This window comes from Lysinibacillus sp. NPDC097162 (assembly GCF_044762185.1).
GTDB lineage: Bacteria > Bacillota > Bacilli > Bacillales_A > Planococcaceae > Lysinibacillus.
Window position 1 is genome coordinate 124,444 of the sequence record NZ_JBIWDT010000003.1, and the last position, 14,133, is coordinate 138,576.

General features: G+C 37.8%; 25 protein-coding genes and 1 pseudogene. All 26 read left to right on the forward strand.

Annotated elements, in window-relative coordinates:
* Positions 1 to 47: 47 nt before the first annotated feature.
* Complete coding sequence (locus ACIQXW_RS15135) at positions 48 to 740, forward strand: Rha family transcriptional regulator (RefSeq protein ID WP_402763390.1); 693 nt, start codon at positions 48 to 50, stop codon at positions 738 to 740.
* A gap of 30 nt (positions 741 to 770) precedes the next feature.
* Positions 771 to 1,073: a hypothetical protein gene (locus ACIQXW_RS15140; RefSeq protein ID WP_402763393.1), complete on the forward strand. Its 303-nt coding sequence runs from the start codon at positions 771 to 773 to the stop codon at positions 1,071 to 1,073.
* A 188-nt stretch (positions 1,074 to 1,261) separates the two neighbouring features.
* Complete coding sequence (locus ACIQXW_RS15145) at positions 1,262 to 1,552, forward strand: helix-turn-helix domain-containing protein (RefSeq protein ID WP_402763396.1); 291 nt, start codon at positions 1,262 to 1,264, stop codon at positions 1,550 to 1,552.
* Positions 1,540 to 1,806 carry a hypothetical protein gene (locus ACIQXW_RS15150; protein ID WP_402763399.1) on the forward strand — a complete coding sequence of 89 codons (267 nt, stop codon included), beginning with the start codon at positions 1,540 to 1,542 and terminating at the stop codon, positions 1,804 to 1,806. The genes ACIQXW_RS15145 and ACIQXW_RS15150 overlap by 13 nt, the downstream gene beginning before the upstream one ends.
* A gap of 204 nt (positions 1,807 to 2,010) precedes the next feature.
* The gene (locus ACIQXW_RS15155) at positions 2,011 to 2,334 is read left to right on the forward strand and encodes a hypothetical protein (protein ID WP_402763401.1); all 324 of its coding nucleotides are present in this window, start codon (positions 2,011 to 2,013) and stop codon (positions 2,332 to 2,334) included.
* A gap of 181 nt (positions 2,335 to 2,515) precedes the next feature.
* Entirely contained in the window at positions 2,516 to 4,543 is a 2,028-nt protein-coding gene (locus ACIQXW_RS15160) for an AAA family ATPase (RefSeq protein WP_402763404.1), read from the forward strand.
* Position 4,544: 1 nt separating this feature from the next.
* The gene (locus tag ACIQXW_RS15165; protein ID WP_402763407.1) at positions 4,545 to 4,772 is read left to right on the forward strand and encodes a hypothetical protein; all 228 of its coding nucleotides are present in this window, start codon (positions 4,545 to 4,547) and stop codon (positions 4,770 to 4,772) included.
* Positions 4,772 to 5,701, forward strand: coding sequence for a recombinase RecT (locus ACIQXW_RS15170; RefSeq protein WP_402763410.1), 930 nt, complete (start codon positions 4,772 to 4,774; stop codon positions 5,699 to 5,701). Before ACIQXW_RS15165 ends, ACIQXW_RS15170 begins: the two co-directional genes overlap by 1 nt.
* Positions 5,701 to 6,402, forward strand: coding sequence for an MBL fold metallo-hydrolase (locus tag ACIQXW_RS15175; RefSeq protein WP_402763413.1), 702 nt, complete (start codon positions 5,701 to 5,703; stop codon positions 6,400 to 6,402). The genes ACIQXW_RS15170 and ACIQXW_RS15175 overlap by 1 nt, the downstream gene beginning before the upstream one ends.
* Positions 6,403 to 6,414: 12 nt before the next feature.
* On the forward strand, positions 6,415 to 7,029 hold the full coding sequence (locus tag ACIQXW_RS15180) for a hypothetical protein (protein WP_402763416.1): 615 nt from the start codon (positions 6,415 to 6,417) through the stop codon (positions 7,027 to 7,029).
* A gap of 53 nt (positions 7,030 to 7,082) precedes the next feature.
* Positions 7,083 to 7,973, forward strand: a complete 891-nt coding sequence (locus tag ACIQXW_RS15185; protein WP_402763419.1) for a phage replisome organizer N-terminal domain-containing protein — start codon at positions 7,083 to 7,085, stop codon at positions 7,971 to 7,973.
* Complete coding sequence (locus ACIQXW_RS15190) at positions 7,879 to 8,895, forward strand: DnaA ATPase domain-containing protein (RefSeq protein ID WP_402763422.1); 1,017 nt, start codon at positions 7,879 to 7,881, stop codon at positions 8,893 to 8,895. Before ACIQXW_RS15185 ends, ACIQXW_RS15190 begins: the two co-directional genes overlap by 95 nt.
* Before the next feature lie 37 nt (positions 8,896 to 8,932).
* Positions 8,933 to 9,118 carry a hypothetical protein gene (locus ACIQXW_RS15195; protein WP_402763425.1) on the forward strand — a complete coding sequence of 62 codons (186 nt, stop codon included), beginning with the start codon at positions 8,933 to 8,935 and terminating at the stop codon, positions 9,116 to 9,118.
* A gap of 15 nt (positions 9,119 to 9,133) precedes the next feature.
* Complete coding sequence (locus ACIQXW_RS15200; protein WP_402763428.1) at positions 9,134 to 9,277, forward strand: hypothetical protein; 144 nt, start codon at positions 9,134 to 9,136, stop codon at positions 9,275 to 9,277.
* 2 nt (positions 9,278 to 9,279) lie between these two features.
* Entirely contained in the window at positions 9,280 to 9,759 is a 480-nt protein-coding gene (locus ACIQXW_RS15205) for a hypothetical protein (protein WP_402763431.1), read from the forward strand.
* On the forward strand, positions 9,756 to 9,962 hold the full coding sequence (locus ACIQXW_RS15210) for a hypothetical protein (RefSeq protein ID WP_402763434.1): 207 nt from the start codon (positions 9,756 to 9,758) through the stop codon (positions 9,960 to 9,962). The genes ACIQXW_RS15205 and ACIQXW_RS15210 overlap by 4 nt, the downstream gene beginning before the upstream one ends.
* A complete protein-coding gene (locus ACIQXW_RS15215; protein ID WP_402763437.1) occupies positions 9,959 to 10,375 on the forward strand; it encodes a YopX family protein in 417 nt (138 codons plus the stop codon). The genes ACIQXW_RS15210 and ACIQXW_RS15215 overlap by 4 nt, the downstream gene beginning before the upstream one ends.
* Positions 10,372 to 11,043, forward strand: coding sequence for an NUMOD4 motif-containing HNH endonuclease (locus tag ACIQXW_RS15220; protein WP_402763440.1), 672 nt, complete (start codon positions 10,372 to 10,374; stop codon positions 11,041 to 11,043). The genes ACIQXW_RS15215 and ACIQXW_RS15220 overlap by 4 nt, the downstream gene beginning before the upstream one ends.
* Positions 11,040 to 11,552, forward strand: a complete 513-nt coding sequence (gene ssb / locus ACIQXW_RS15225; protein ID WP_402763443.1) for a single-stranded DNA-binding protein — start codon at positions 11,040 to 11,042, stop codon at positions 11,550 to 11,552. The genes ACIQXW_RS15220 and ssb overlap by 4 nt, the downstream gene beginning before the upstream one ends.
* A gap of 12 nt (positions 11,553 to 11,564) precedes the next feature.
* Complete coding sequence (locus ACIQXW_RS15230) at positions 11,565 to 11,768, forward strand: hypothetical protein (protein WP_402763445.1); 204 nt, start codon at positions 11,565 to 11,567, stop codon at positions 11,766 to 11,768.
* Positions 11,746 to 12,357, forward strand: a pseudogene (locus ACIQXW_RS15235) (dUTP diphosphatase). Before ACIQXW_RS15230 ends, ACIQXW_RS15235 begins: the two are co-directional and overlap by 23 nt.
* Positions 12,358 to 12,365: 8 nt before the next feature.
* On the forward strand, positions 12,366 to 12,545 hold the full coding sequence (locus tag ACIQXW_RS15240) for a hypothetical protein (protein WP_402763448.1): 180 nt from the start codon (positions 12,366 to 12,368) through the stop codon (positions 12,543 to 12,545).
* A 25-nt stretch (positions 12,546 to 12,570) separates the two neighbouring features.
* Positions 12,571 to 12,993 carry a RusA family crossover junction endodeoxyribonuclease gene (locus ACIQXW_RS15245; protein WP_402763451.1) on the forward strand — a complete coding sequence of 141 codons (423 nt, stop codon included), beginning with the start codon at positions 12,571 to 12,573 and terminating at the stop codon, positions 12,991 to 12,993.
* Positions 12,978 to 13,289, forward strand: a complete 312-nt coding sequence (locus tag ACIQXW_RS15250; RefSeq protein ID WP_402763454.1) for a hypothetical protein — start codon at positions 12,978 to 12,980, stop codon at positions 13,287 to 13,289. The genes ACIQXW_RS15245 and ACIQXW_RS15250 overlap by 16 nt, the downstream gene beginning before the upstream one ends.
* A 47-nt stretch (positions 13,290 to 13,336) precedes the next feature.
* Positions 13,337 to 13,735, forward strand: coding sequence for a hypothetical protein (locus ACIQXW_RS15255; protein WP_402763457.1), 399 nt, complete (start codon positions 13,337 to 13,339; stop codon positions 13,733 to 13,735).
* A 40-nt stretch (positions 13,736 to 13,775) separates the two neighbouring features.
* On the forward strand, positions 13,776 to 14,018 hold the full coding sequence (locus tag ACIQXW_RS15260) for a hypothetical protein (RefSeq protein WP_402763460.1): 243 nt from the start codon (positions 13,776 to 13,778) through the stop codon (positions 14,016 to 14,018).
* Positions 14,019 to 14,133 lie beyond the last annotated feature (115 nt).

Sequence of the window (14,133 nt, forward strand, 5' to 3'; positions counted from 1 at the left end):
CTGGGTTAAAAGAGATTGTAGAACTCAAAATAAGAGGAGGATTTAACATGAATCAATTAACAAAAAATATTCCAAGTACGGAAGTAGCCGAAATGGTTGGTCGTGATCACAATGAAGTTTTGAAAGATGTGCGTCGAATCATTAATCAATTAGGAGAGGGGAATTTACCCCAGTCCTATTTCGTTGAATCTACTTACAGAAACAACCAAAACAAAGAGTTACCTTGCTTCTTATTTACTAAAAAAGGTTGCGAATTATACGGTACTCGAATGACTGGTGAAAAAGGTACACAATTCGCTGTGAAATACATCAATCGTTTTAACGAAATGGAAGAGCATATTCAACAACAACTACCAGGCGATCCAGTTGAGTTAGCACTTCAAACATCACTTAAAAACTACCAAGAAATCAAATCAATTAAAGGTGATGTTGAATATTTAAAAGATCATATGCGAATCGATGGCTCGCAGGAATTCGCACTTAATTCGCAAGGAAAAGCCAAAGTATTTGAAGTACTAGGTGGCTATGATTCATATGCATACAATGCTGTTGGTCGTAAAGTGTTTGCTGAATTATGGCGTGACTTTAAACGTCATTTCAAATTACCTAGATACAGTGAATTACCTAAAACAAAGTTTAATGATGCCGTTTATTTCATATCTAAATGGCGACCAAGTACTTCGCTTGAAATTGAAATAGAAAGTTATAACAAACAAACACAACTTAAATTAGTTAAATAAATCCGCCAGTAATTAGTAAGGAGGACTTCAATGCTTGCTCAATCTGAAAGCACCTTAATTCAAAGTATTTTAGAACTATCTGGAATCACACCTGAAAAAGTATCGGCAGAATTAGATAGAAAAATTGAAGATTATTCAAGAGCCAAAAAAATAGCGTGGACCATAGAAGAAATGTCTTGGTCAACAGGTATTAAAAAGGAATACCTTGATAAACACATTTTGAAAGATCATCGCATGAAAGTTTTTGAACGTAGACGCGGTAAAGGTTTACGCGTCTGGATGTATGACGGCAGCGCAGAAGCGCTTAAAGAAATTTTGGATGAATGGTATTAAAAAATACATCGGGCAGATGTACGAAAAACAGGAGAGGCCAGGGCAAATGGCCTCTGTCAAACTACCAATCTAGTAAGAGGTAGGGGCAAATCTACCTCTTATCACTATATTAAGTTAACTTGGAAGAAATTTGTATTCCACAATGGAATTTATTCTAATACAGAATATTTAGAAGGGCGATGAGCGAAATGTTTGATGCGATAGAGCATGGAAAGATGCTAAAAATCTTTCGTAAGAAAGCAAAAATGACGCAAGAGGATATTGCGGAAGAGTTAAATGTTACACAATCATGTGTTAGTAAATATGAAAGTGGTCGTAAGACTTTAGATTTATCAACTTTTTTAAGGTGGATTAATGTAACAGGTTCGGAAATACCAGCTGCAGCAATGCTATTCGGAATGGACACAGTGAACTTGGTAACTCAGTTAATGCCAGTAGTTCCAATGTTTATTGGAGGTATGTTCAGTTGGATATTGTAGAAAGATTAAAACTTGAAATAGCTAAGTTAGAGGCTTGCAATGAGGATTTATTAGTAGCGATTGGATTGCATAACAAACGTGGTGATTATCGGTTGTCTGCAGAATGTATGAAAAAAATTAAGCGAACATCACACGAAATTGAACGATTGAAAGCACATCTACAAGATCAACAAAACTTTCAGTGGGTAATCGATGATTTAACAAATAGAGGTTTGCTGGGAGAGGCGATGAAGAAATATGCGCATCAAGCCTAGAGCGTGGAGACACATGTCGTTAAAGCAGAGGTTAATATATGTACATTTCTTTTGTGACAAGAAAGTATTAGAAAAGTTAAATGTTAATAAAAAAGCTGCTTAATCGGATGCAACGATTAAACAGCGACAACTTATACAAGTTCATTATAACACAATAACAGACGTTTGAAATATAAAGTGCTGATGCACAAAGGGAGCCTAATTATGAAAAGAAAATTTGAGGTTGAAGTAGTAAGAACGGATAGATATGTAATCGAGTTAGACGAATCGGTGATGAATGACAGTTGGATGGAGGATTTCTATCATCATATGTATGAGTTTGAGAGTTTGGCTAAACATGCTGAACACATAGCTCAATACCGTGCTCGCTTCAATAACGGAAGTTACTACGGCGGCTTTATCGAAGGGTATGGAGAAATCGCATTAGAAGGAAAAGTTAAACAGGATGCAAGCTGGCACTTCCCAGCTGTAAACATTGTAAAAGCAGATGAAGATAATGACATTGAAGTTGATGTAACAGAAATCTAGTACCAGACGTTTGCGAGTCGAAACTCGCTTCCGTCAAGCAGCTTGTAAATGGTTGGTTAGCCGTTTCCTCTAAGGAATTTACAAGCTGCTTGATGGGAAAGGCCATCAAAAAAACCACTGCGACAACAGTGGCTTCAAAAACAAATAATTTACATCATCATACCACAGGAGGGCAAAAAAGATGAAGAAAATTGAGTTGGTAGTTTTGAAATTACGTGATTTCAAGGGCATTAAATCATTAGATATTCAATTAGACGGTGGAAATGCAGAGATTTTTGGCGATAACGAGGCAGGTAAAACTACAACATTTGATGCGTTCTTATGGCTGCTATTCGATAAGGATAGCAACAACAAAAAGGACTTTGCCATCAAGACTTTAAACGGTGACGGAACTGACCGCCACAACTTGGAGCATACGGTTGAAGGCTCATTCTTAATCGATGGGGTGCCAGTTACTTTAAAGAAAATTTACAAAGAGAAGTGGACGAAAAAACGTGGTCAAGCTGTAGCAGAGTTTACAGGGCATGTAGTTGAACATTTTGTAGATGATGTACCGATGTCCAAAAAAGACTATACGGCCAAGGTTGAAAGCATTGTAGATGAAGAAGTATTCAAGCTTCTAACATCACCCACTTACTTTAACGAACAGATGAAATGGCAAGATCGTCGTGCCTTACTTATTGAAATCTGCGGTGACATTTCAGATGAAGATGTAATTGTATCAAATCAATCGCTGGCTAAATTAAATGACCTTCTTAATGGCAAGTCGATGGAAGATATGAAGAAAATCATTGCTAGCCAAAAGAAACATATCAATGAGGAGCTTGAAAAGATTCCAGTACGCATTGATGAAATCAATAAAATGATGCCGGAAACTACTGTAGACATTGAAAAAATGCGTCAACAAGTGGAGCAAATCGAAGCTGAAATGGACGAGCTTCAACAACAGAAAATCCGTGTAAAAAATGGAGAGTCAATTCTTACAAAACAACGTCAGCTGCAAGAGTTAGAAATGAAGCAGAATGACCTTAAACGCTCGTTTGAATCTGATAGTTTGCAAGAAGTTCATAAGCTTCAAGTACGTTTGCAGGAAGCGAAAGGTAATGTGCAAATTATTCAATCTGAAATTCGCATGAATGAGGTTGAAAAGCAATCAATCGGTCGTGACATTCAAGCGTTTACTGGTCGTATTATGCAAAATGAAGCGTCTATGCAGAAGTTACGAGAGGAATTTGCTTCATTAAATGCATTGACTTTTGAGTATTCGGATGAATGCGAATGCCCTACTTGTAAACAGGCATTGCCAACAGAACAAGTTGAGGCTGTTCGCGCAGAGGCTTTAGCACAGTTTAATGAGCGCATTTCTAAGCGTAAGGCTGAAATTAAAGCAGAGGGACCAGTATTCGCCGATGAGAATACTCAAATTCAAGCGCAAATTCAAACAAAGAACGAGAAGCTCAATTCTGTTCTAATCCCTAAATCTAAGGAGTTAAACGAAAAATTAGCCGCAGCAGAAAAAGAGCTTGCAAAGTTTAATGAAAAATTACAGCAAGCACAGGCATCTGTTCCAGACGTTACAACAACAGATACTTACCAAGCAATTGTGTCACAAAAACAGGCGCTGCAAGCTGAAATTCAACAGCTTAATGAGCATGCAAATGAAGCTATTGCTGGTATTGACCAAGAAATATTGGGCAAGCGTGGTATTATCGGCAACTTAAATTCTGAAATCGCTCAACATGCAAACATCGAAGCGAGTAAAGAACGTATTATCGAGCTCGAAGATCAACAAGTGAAACTTGCTCAAGAGTACGAAAAGTTAGAGCAAACAACATTCTTGATTGAGGAATTTATCCGAACAAAAGTAAACATGCTCACTGAACGCATTAACAGCAAGTTCAAATACGCACGATTTAAGCTATTTGATACACAAGTAAATGGTGGATTAAACGAAGTATGTGAAACGACATATAAAGGCGTTCCATACGGCACAGGTCTTAATAATGCAGCAAAAATTAATGTCGGCTTAGACATCATCAATACACTATCAGCTCATTATGGCATCCTAGCACCTATTTTCGTGGATAATGCCGAGGCTGTAACCAAGTTTATAGATGTGGAAACTCAACTTATTAGCTTAGTAGTTTCTGAAAAGGACAAGCAGTTACGTGTTGAATTAGAACCAATTGAATACAAGGAGGCAATTTAGTATGGCTATTAAAACAGTACAAATTGACGGCGCAACATTTGTCCCGACAGACGATTGCATCGTATTACGTTCATTAAATGGTTATTCATTAATTGAAATAGCTTTCCCTTTCCATGAAGATACACCGAATTTCCGACTAACAATTTCACAAGCGTTGCATTTAAGAGATGCTCTTAATGAATTAACTAAAGTCCAATTTTTAGAAGTGCCGAAGGAGGATGTTATGTAATGACAAATCAAGTAGCACAACAACAACCAATAACACCAGAAGCTCAAAAAGAAAAACAAAATGCATTTGTAATGGTAGTTGCGAAAAAAATTGAAGATATGAAACAACAAGGTCAAATTAACTTACCAGATAACTATTCTGCAGTTAATGCCTTACAAGCAGCTTATTTTACGCTGACAGCAGTAGATTTCGGCAGTAGCAAAGCGTTGATTGATAAAGTAACTCCTGAATCAGTAGCCTTTGCTCTACAAGACATGGCAATCCAAGGGTTATCTGTAGCTAAAAAGCAAGGTTATTTCGTGCCATACGGTGACAAATTGCAGTTCCTACGTTCTTATCACGGTACTCAAGCAGTCCTTAAAAGATTGAACGGTGTAAAAGATATTTGGGCAAATGTTATCTGGAAAGGCGAAGAGTTCGAGGTCGAATACAACGAACGTGGTCAATTAGCCTTTAAAGCTCACAAAGTAAATTGGAAAGCAGCCACAGGAAAAAAAGAGGACATTGAAGGTGCTTATTGCATTATTGAGCGCGAGGATGGCAATCAGTTCTTAACGATTATGACAATGGATGAAATTGCAACAGCATGGTCAACCGCTAAAACGCAAAATGTCCAAAATAAATATCCGCAAGAAATGGCGAAACGCACAGTTATCAACCGTGCTTCAAAAGCCTTTATTAATACATCCGATGATAGTGATCTATTAATAGAATCTGTTAATCGATCAACAGAAAATGAGTTTGAGCCAACGGTGAAAGACATGGGTGACATTGAAGAAGTGAAGCGAGAAATTGAACAAAACGCTAACTCTGAAATAATTGATTTTTCTAATGAACCTGCTGAAAAAGTAGAGGCAACAGTAGTTGTTGAAACTAAAAAGCCCGTACAACAACAGCAAGCATCATTCACTGATGGACCAGGTTTCTAATGATTGAAATCAAAACTCTAGCAACAGGAAGTAAGGGGAATTGCTATCACATTACAGACGGTAGCACTCCTCTACTCCTAGAGTGTGGTATCAGTTTCAAACAGATACAGCAGGGCGTTAATTTTGAGACTTCTAACCTTGGTGGTGTACTTGTTACCCATGAGCACAAAGACCACTGTAAAGGCGTGGAATCGGTGTTAAATCGAGGGTTAGATGTTTACATGTCAAAAGGTACTCAAGAGGCGTTACAGCTACAGCATCACCGTATAAATCCAGTTGAAAGTAAGAAGCAATTCAGAATCGGTACATGGACGATATTACCGTTTGATGTGCAGCACGATGTTAACGAGCCGTTAGGGTTCCTGTTACAAAGCGACAACGGCGGAAAGCTGTTATTCGCAACGGATACTTACTATGTGAAATACCGATTCACTGGTCTAACTCACATCATGATTGAGTGTAATTACGACCAAGAAACATTGGATGACAACGTAGCAAGTGGCCGTATTCATCCAGCGATGCGAAAACGTGTTATGCGATCACATTTTAGCTTAGAAAACCTATTAGAGTTCTTTAAAGCTAACGACTTATCAAAGGTCGAAGAAATACATTTACTGCATTTATCAGATGGCAACAGCAACATGGAGCGCATCTTTAAGTTAGTAGCAAGGGCAACGGGCAAGATGATTTTTATTCCGTAGGAGGAGTTAAATATGGATTATATCGAAAAGGCAAAAAATGAAATTCGTAATCATTGGTTTGAAAACCATGTAATTAAATCCATCTTAGGTGAGGAGGGCTTCCAAGAGATTATTTGGGGCAGACCTGGAACTGGCATGTACCAAATTAGGTATGTACTTACAGGAAATATGGTTTACCTAAGTGGAGATTTAGGTGTAGCTGCTTATTCGCTAACAGGACCTGCAACTTTAAAAGAATTAGGTCAATACGATTTAAGTTATTTCTCCGGAAAGTTAGTTGCTTCACAAAGAGCAAAGTATGAATTTGATGATAAATTGGCCAAGAAACAAATTAAGGAATATTTCTTAGAATGGTGCGATGTTGAGTATATTTCGAAATTAAACTCAGACGATGAAGAATTATATGATGATTTGATTAGTGCAACAAATGAATGGAGTGTACCAGAACATTTCAACACAGCGGTTTATCACATCTACCAAAGTACGACCTCAGAATGGTTTGACAGTGAAATGGCATCAAGTATAGCTAATTTAGGACAACGATTGTCATACAGTTTAATCTCTTACTGGGTAGGGTTACAAATGATAATTGAGCAATTGAAAGTAAAAGAGCTTCAAACAGCTTAATAAGTCTGTGATTAAAAATTTGAATATTGCGACATAAGGAGAGGCGAGGGCAAATGACTGAAATCACTTGGATTAAGCTTAAAACAGATATGTTCGATAACGACAAAATCAAGCTAATTGAAGCGTTGCCGGATGCAGATACAATCATTGTAATTTGGGTGAAGTTATTGGCTGCTGCGGGCAAAGCTAACAGCAATGGCTACATCATGTTAACGGAAAATATCCCCATGAACGAAGAGGAAATGGCAACAATTTTCAATAGGCCACTTAATACAGTTCGTTTGGCGATGCAAACTTTCAAACGTTACGGAATGATTGAGGTCGATGATGAAGCATTTCGGATTAAAAATTGGGAGATGCATCAAAACGTTGATGGAATGGAGAAAATCAGACTTCAAACGGCTGCTAGAGTTGCAAAGCATCGTGAAAAACAGAAGTTAGAAAAGGCTTTACCATTACCTAAAAACGAAGATAACGCTACATGTAACGTTACAGTAACGCAAGGTAACGAAACAGAACAGACTAAGACAAGACTAGATAAAGACTTAGATATAGATAAAGACAAAGACATACAACAGACAGTTAGTCAGTCGTCCGTTGCTTCTCAAAAATTATTTACTTTCTTTACAACAAGATTAAATCGTTTCGCTAGTGAACAACTAAGGGAGGACATCAGTTTCTACTTAGAAACTTACTATGATGCAGATTTAATTATCGAAGCGTTTAACAGATCACTAGCAGATGGACGTGTAAAAGCTAAAGAAAAATATGCATTAGGTACATTACGAAATTGGAAGCATGAAGGCATTACATCTACCGAACTATTAGCTAAAAAGGAGGCACAGCAACTTGGAAGCAATCAGCGCAGTAATGCAACAGATGATACAAAAAAATCCGCGATTAGAGCAGAGAATGAAAGACGTGCAAAACTCGCTGGGTTCTAGAGGAATTGAGTGCACAACAACTCCTAGTGAAGCATGTCCTAAAAAGAAATGTGATGGAAGTGGATTCCTATGGTTTATCGACTATCACAAGAAAATGCATCCAGAAAAGGTTGCTGAGGATATTAAAAAGCACAGAGAGCTATACGCAATTGCTCACCAAGCGAAGGACGAACCTGAAATGAATCGCATAGACGCAATCATCGAGGACTTGAAGAAGGAATCCGAGTGGTGGGAAAAATGCGAATGCTATACACAAAAGCAAAAGGAAAAGGAGATTGCCAAAAAGCTAGATTTGTCAGGCATTCCAGATATTTTTAAGGGTTCTAGGTTAAATGATTTTAGAACTGACATTTATCAAAAGGAAGAAGATCGTACATCAGCAAAACTTGCTAGGAAAAGTGCTGCTAACTATGTAGCGAACTACGAGCAAATGAAAGCAGCTGGCAAGGGTCTTTACTTCTACAGCGATGTTAAAGGTTCAGGTAAGACCCGTATTGCTTCAAGTATTGCTAATGCATTAATCAGCTTGTATGAAGTGAATGTGGTCTTTATAAAAGCTGCAGATATTTCACTGCAGGTGCGAAAAACATTTAAGAAGAATACGGAATCTTCTGAGGATGAAGTACTCCGAGCTTTTAGAGAAGTGGATGTACTAGTTATTGATGACTTTGCAGTTGAAAATAATTCAGATTACATGGAGGAACTGCTAACCAAGATCCTTGATTATCGTATGGAACAAAAGAATATCACCTTGATTACATCGAACATCATGCAGGATGACATCGACAATTTGTATAAGGCTGGTCGGGTAAGTAGTCGTGTGAAAAAGATGTGCTATGAGGTCATCATGCCGGAAGAATCGATACGTGATGAAGAAGCAAAACGAGAAAACGAATCATTGGAACGTATTTTATTTGGATAAAGAGGGGCGCACAGCCCCTTGATTGGAGGGTGAAGGGATGGATAGAAAATATCAATACTTTGTATCGTACTTTTACACAAATGGTTTTGCGAACGCGGAAATTAGACGCGATTGGCCTATAACAAGTATCGCTGACATTGTTGAGGTGTCTAAGGATATTGAAAAAAATAACTCATTTGCTGATGGATCAGTTGTAATCATTGCTTATCAATTATTCGAATGAAACGAGGGTGAAGGGATGAAGACATGTGCACGTTGCGATCAAGAAAAAGAGTCATTCCCACTAGGCGATGATGTATGTGAGGATTGTTGCAACAATTTACTTTTTGGAAGTTCTTCACCTTTTGATTGGAGCCAAGTTGATTTTGAAAAGGGGGATTAAAAATGAACGTAGAACAGTTACAAGTCATTAAGGAACGTGTGGCAAAGGCTACACCAGGGCCATGGGAAAGCGAAGAGACAACAGAAGGGCATATCGATATATTCAATCCTAATCAAGACTATGCCATTTGCCAAACAGGTAATGAAACATACGATTGCTTAAATGATGGTGATACAGAATTTATTAAACATGCTATTACAGATGTACCATCACTTGTTGCTGAGGTTGAACGATTAAAAATTGAACTTGATGCTGCGTGTATTGCGAATAACACTTTAAAAAGCGAAAAGGAAGCACTTGAATTTCAACTGAAAGTATCTATACGGCATGCTGAGGAACTAGATGAAGAACTAGAAGCCGAGGTTGCTGAAAACGAACTGTTACGTGAAGCACTTGAATTTTATACAAATGTTGATTTGTACCCTGATGAAGATTTAAGTGTAATTGCTCGGATAGCATTAGCAGGTGGTGAAGCAAATTGAATCCAATATTCTTAGGTTTTGAAGTAACACCGTATGCGGTCATCATTTGGCGTGATGGGGATGGGGCTAAGTCAAAAACAATATGCTTCGATGAACTTGAATTACAAGTGGCACTGGCAATGCATGATAATCCTAAGGGCTTTTATCACCAGTATGAGCCAAAGGTTTACTATCCGGAACAGAGAAAGGAAATGATTGCATGAGTAGAGAGATTAAGTTTAGAAGTTTCATAGAACATACCGATTCAACGGGTGGTCCAAACAATTATTCTTATATGAATTTTGAATTAGATTTTCATGGTAGCGTGAATGAAATTTTTGCTCAAAGTGGCATTAAACCTTTAAATGCACTTCATAACAGAATTACTTATATGCAATACACAGGCTTAAAGGACAAGAGCGGCAAGGAGATTTATGAAGGTGATATATTAACCGATCACGGAGACGAAGGTCCTTTGTATATCGAATATTCAACAGTACATGCTGCATTTGTTTTTGTAGATAAATTTGATCCACCAGGAACGACTCTTTATACAACAACTTGTATCAGCTATGGAGGTTTCGAAATCATAGGCAACATTTACGAAAATCCAGAACTACTGGAGGCAACAGTGTGACACTAACTGAACAACTGGCATTTCATTTTGAAGATGATGAGATTTGGAAACCTGTTGTTGGTTATGAAGGGCTGTATGAAGTTAGTAATAAAGGGCGAGTTCGATCTTTTTACAGCAAGGAAGGACGGATATTGAAACTGTCTAAAACAACAACTGGATATTGGAAGGTTGAATTAAGGAAAGATAGATTCAAAAAGAGCTTTAAAGTGCATCGCTTAGTTGCTTTTGCTTTCATTGTTGAAATACCTGGAAAAACTCTAATAAATCATATTGACGGGAATCCTTTGAACAATAACGTAGAAAACTTGGAATGGTGTACCCAATCGGAAAACATGAAACATGCTGCAGAAATGCAATTAATACCTAACAACTTCAATTTATACAAAGAAGAAATCGTCAAAGAATATAAGGTTGGAATTCTAAATGTAGCTCAACTTTCACGTAAGTATGGGTGCTCTGATAAAACAATACGAGAGTATTTCAAATCAAATAATATCAAAATACGTGGTGTTTCTGAGGTTCAAGATAAGTATCGCATTAACAAAATGGTACTGATACAAGATTTTGAAAGTGGCATGAGAAATGTAGACATCGCGAGGAAACATAAAACTAATCGACATCTAATTGGTGTATATAAACACAAGTATAAAAAAGGAGAACTACTATGAGTTTGAACCGAGTAATTTTAGTTGGCCGACTTACAAAAGATCCTGAGCTTCGATATACTCCAAACGGCATTGCATCATGTCGCTTCACAGTAGCTGTTAACCGTACATTCAAAGGGCAGAATGGTGAACCAGAAGCTGACTTCATTAGTTGCGTAGCTTGGCGCAAACAGGCCGAGAACCTAGCAAACTTCATGAAGAAAGGTAATTTAATTGGTTTGGAAGGGCGAATCCAAACAGGTAGCTATGAGGGGCAGGATGGCAAGCGTGTATATACTACTGACGTTGTAGCCGACAGCATCCAATTCTTAGAGCCAAGAAACAGCACAGGAAGCTCACAGAGCACGCCAAACTATCAATCTAGTACAAATACAGGTGGAACGAATCAAACACCACCACAGGGCAATTATGGCGGTAATAAAAACCAGCCAAGTTATATGGGAGTGGATGAAGATCCATTTGCTAATAGTAAGGGGCCGATTGAGGTGTCAGAAGATGATCTTCCGTTCTAAGGGGTGACTTATATGTCAAATACACAGAAACGAAAAATTTTGTATGGCAGAACACTGAGAGAATTACAAAAGCAAATTAAATTTCAAGAGCATGCAGCTTATGTACCAATAAGCACGGTTAAGTTTTATGAAAATGAAAAATATCCATATCAAATTTTAGTAGAGAAAAAGTGGCTAGCAAAGGAGCGTAAAAATGAACTTAACAAAATTATTTGATACACAGGCAGTATTGGACGAGCACATCATGCAGAAGCATCCAGAGTTACGAGGGCAGAATAATCTTGACTGGAAGCTGTTAGCGCTACAGGTTGAGCTAGGTGAATGTGCTAACGAGTGGCGTGGGTTTAAGAAGTGGAGCAAGGACCAGGAGCCGAGGATTTACAAAAAAGAAACACATTATGTTGATGTACCAACTGATAATCCCAATTGGATTGAAAGGAAAGACATTGGCCAAGTAAGGAACCCACTTCTCGAAGAATATGTTGACTGCTTGCATTTCATTTTGAGTATTGGGTTGGAAATCAAGTGTACACCAGGTACTTGTGATACAGCATTGACAGTACCTAATTCGGATATTACGAATCAATTTATTTGCCTGATGGATGAAGCATTTAAAATCCAACATAATTTGCGATAAAAGGATATTCAAAAAGGGGCTTTGGACGCAGCATTTTCTAATTATCTTAGAGTGTTAGGTATCTTTAAAGGACTAGGTGAAATGCTTGGCTTCACATGGGAACAGGTCGAAGAAGGTTACTACGCTAAGAACAAGGTCAACCATGAGCGTCAAAACGCTGGGTATTGAGGTGCCACATGAAAGAATATGCACTCTTTAAAGGTGAACAAATGGTAGCCATAGGAACGGTTGAGGAAATTGCAGAGGAACGTGGCGTTAAGCCTAGAACGATTCATTTTTACATGTCTAGGGCTTATCAAAGACGCGCTAAAAGTGAAGTAAATAATAGATTACAGCTCATTAAACTTGAGGATTAAATAGGGTGCTAACAGGAGGGCAAACATGAACGTACTCAAAATTGAAATACCAGGTGATGTGCAGGCACAACAACGACCGAAGTTTAGTCGTTACGGAAATAACGTGTCTGTACGTGATCCGAAAGAATCCAAAGATTATAAATCATTCGTTAGATTGGTAGCCTCACAGGTTGCACCAGATACACTTATTACCGAGGAAATAAGGCTACGAATTGATGTGTATCGCAAGATTCCTAAATCATTTAGCAAAAAGAAGCATCAGCAAGCCGTAGATGGAGAGTTACGACCAACAACCAAGCCAGACATCGACAACTTAGCAAAGGGCATAAAAGACGGACTTAGTAAGGTTGTATGGCATGACGATAGCCAAGTGACGGAGTTGTTTGTTCGAAAGATGTATTCGGATAACCCAAGGGCAGAGGTGACGATTGAGTGGGGCGAAAAGTAAAGGGAAGATACATTTTATTCTCACAACCAGAACATGAAATGTTGCAACTGGATTTCACGCATGAACAGATCGAAAAATTCATTGGTATGTGGGAAGCTGATTTCTCTATTAATTTGATTTATCGCAAGTTGAATATTCATAAGGTCAGTGCAGCTCTTATAGCAATAGATTTGGAGTTGTTAGGAGTAATTAAGCCAAGGAAGCATGGTTTAATCGGCAAAAGGTTAGATGGGGATTATGATGATTGGTTTGTAGAGTTTAAAAGGAAAAAAGAGCTAGCGTTGTGTAGTAGTTGAAAGATATTGTTCAGTTGAAAAATAAAACATTTGGAGGGGTATTTATTATGATGAGTCAAGAAAAATTGGATATTTTAAATAGCATGAAAATTATCGATGAGGATTACGGTGGAGGAGAACTGGTGTATGTACATGTTGAGTACAGCGAGGAAAATATAGAAAAGTTATCGAAGGTTGTACCAGATATTAATGAATATCTAAAGAATGTCGGTGATCCAGATGGAACCAAAGAAGGTATTGATATTTCCATTGCAGCATTTGAGCATGCTGGTGCAGATTATTATTTTAAAAGTGAGTTTGTGGTCTTAACTAAAGAACAGTTAGTTGAAATGTATGAAGAAGAAAAAGGTAAACGTTTAAAAGTTGAAAACGAATTAAAGAGTTTTACTTTACAATTTAAGTTTGTGAAGGAACATATTCAAAAAACATTAAATGCTCTAAGTTAATGCAAGCTTTAAGAGAAAACAATCAACAGGGGGCTGTTAAATGAAAACAGAATACGCTTATAAAGTATTGCCAGAAGCTAAATTAGCACATGATGACGAAGGTAATGATACTGTAGCTTTTCTAAAAATAGCTTTAGATGTAAAAGCAGAATATGCAACGACAAAGTATGATGTAGCACATAAGGAATTGATACCTTTTGTAGCCGAACAATCAATGATAGATGAATGTCACATACAACCTATTTCGATGGAAGAGTATGAGGCAGAACACGAGGATGAATAATTAAGCAATTTTAAAAATAAGAAAAAGCCGCAGCGTTTGCACACGCTACAGCTCGAATTGGTTTATGCCCTTTGATGGCTTAGTCATACAAGCATTATATCATAGGGGGCAAAAC

What these genes read in the sequence shown, in the direction of transcription:
- ACIQXW_RS15135 (WP_402763390.1), top strand. Translation starts at nt 48, where the DNA reads ATGAATCAATTAACAAAAAATATTCCAAGTACGGAAGTAGCCGAAATG.
- ACIQXW_RS15140 (WP_402763393.1), top strand. Translation starts at nt 771, where the DNA reads ATGCTTGCTCAATCTGAAAGCACCTTAATTCAAAGTATTTTAGAACTA.
- ACIQXW_RS15145 (WP_402763396.1), top strand. Translation starts at nt 1,262, where the DNA reads ATGTTTGATGCGATAGAGCATGGAAAGATGCTAAAAATCTTTCGTAAG.
- ACIQXW_RS15155 (WP_402763401.1), top strand. Translation starts at nt 2,011, where the DNA reads ATGAAAAGAAAATTTGAGGTTGAAGTAGTAAGAACGGATAGATATGTA.
- ACIQXW_RS15160 (WP_402763404.1), top strand. Translation starts at nt 2,516, where the DNA reads ATGAAGAAAATTGAGTTGGTAGTTTTGAAATTACGTGATTTCAAGGGC.
- ACIQXW_RS15165 (WP_402763407.1), top strand. Translation starts at nt 4,545, where the DNA reads ATGGCTATTAAAACAGTACAAATTGACGGCGCAACATTTGTCCCGACA.
- ACIQXW_RS15170 (WP_402763410.1), top strand. Translation starts at nt 4,772, where the DNA reads ATGACAAATCAAGTAGCACAACAACAACCAATAACACCAGAAGCTCAA.
- ACIQXW_RS15175 (WP_402763413.1), top strand. Translation starts at nt 5,701, where the DNA reads ATGATTGAAATCAAAACTCTAGCAACAGGAAGTAAGGGGAATTGCTAT.
- ACIQXW_RS15180 (WP_402763416.1), top strand. Translation starts at nt 6,415, where the DNA reads ATGGATTATATCGAAAAGGCAAAAAATGAAATTCGTAATCATTGGTTT.
- ACIQXW_RS15185 (WP_402763419.1), top strand. Translation starts at nt 7,083, where the DNA reads ATGACTGAAATCACTTGGATTAAGCTTAAAACAGATATGTTCGATAAC.
- ACIQXW_RS15195 (WP_402763425.1), top strand. Translation starts at nt 8,933, where the DNA reads ATGGATAGAAAATATCAATACTTTGTATCGTACTTTTACACAAATGGT.
- ACIQXW_RS15200 (WP_402763428.1), top strand. Translation starts at nt 9,134, where the DNA reads ATGAAGACATGTGCACGTTGCGATCAAGAAAAAGAGTCATTCCCACTA.
- ACIQXW_RS15205 (WP_402763431.1), top strand. Translation starts at nt 9,280, where the DNA reads ATGAACGTAGAACAGTTACAAGTCATTAAGGAACGTGTGGCAAAGGCT.
- ACIQXW_RS15215 (WP_402763437.1), top strand. Translation starts at nt 9,959, where the DNA reads ATGAGTAGAGAGATTAAGTTTAGAAGTTTCATAGAACATACCGATTCA.
- ssb (WP_402763443.1), top strand. Translation starts at nt 11,040, where the DNA reads ATGAGTTTGAACCGAGTAATTTTAGTTGGCCGACTTACAAAAGATCCT.
- ACIQXW_RS15230 (WP_402763445.1), top strand. Translation starts at nt 11,565, where the DNA reads ATGTCAAATACACAGAAACGAAAAATTTTGTATGGCAGAACACTGAGA.
- ACIQXW_RS15240 (WP_402763448.1), top strand. Translation starts at nt 12,366, where the DNA reads ATGAAAGAATATGCACTCTTTAAAGGTGAACAAATGGTAGCCATAGGA.
- ACIQXW_RS15245 (WP_402763451.1), top strand. Translation starts at nt 12,571, where the DNA reads ATGAACGTACTCAAAATTGAAATACCAGGTGATGTGCAGGCACAACAA.
- ACIQXW_RS15255 (WP_402763457.1), top strand. Translation starts at nt 13,337, where the DNA reads ATGATGAGTCAAGAAAAATTGGATATTTTAAATAGCATGAAAATTATC.
- ACIQXW_RS15260 (WP_402763460.1), top strand. Translation starts at nt 13,776, where the DNA reads ATGAAAACAGAATACGCTTATAAAGTATTGCCAGAAGCTAAATTAGCA.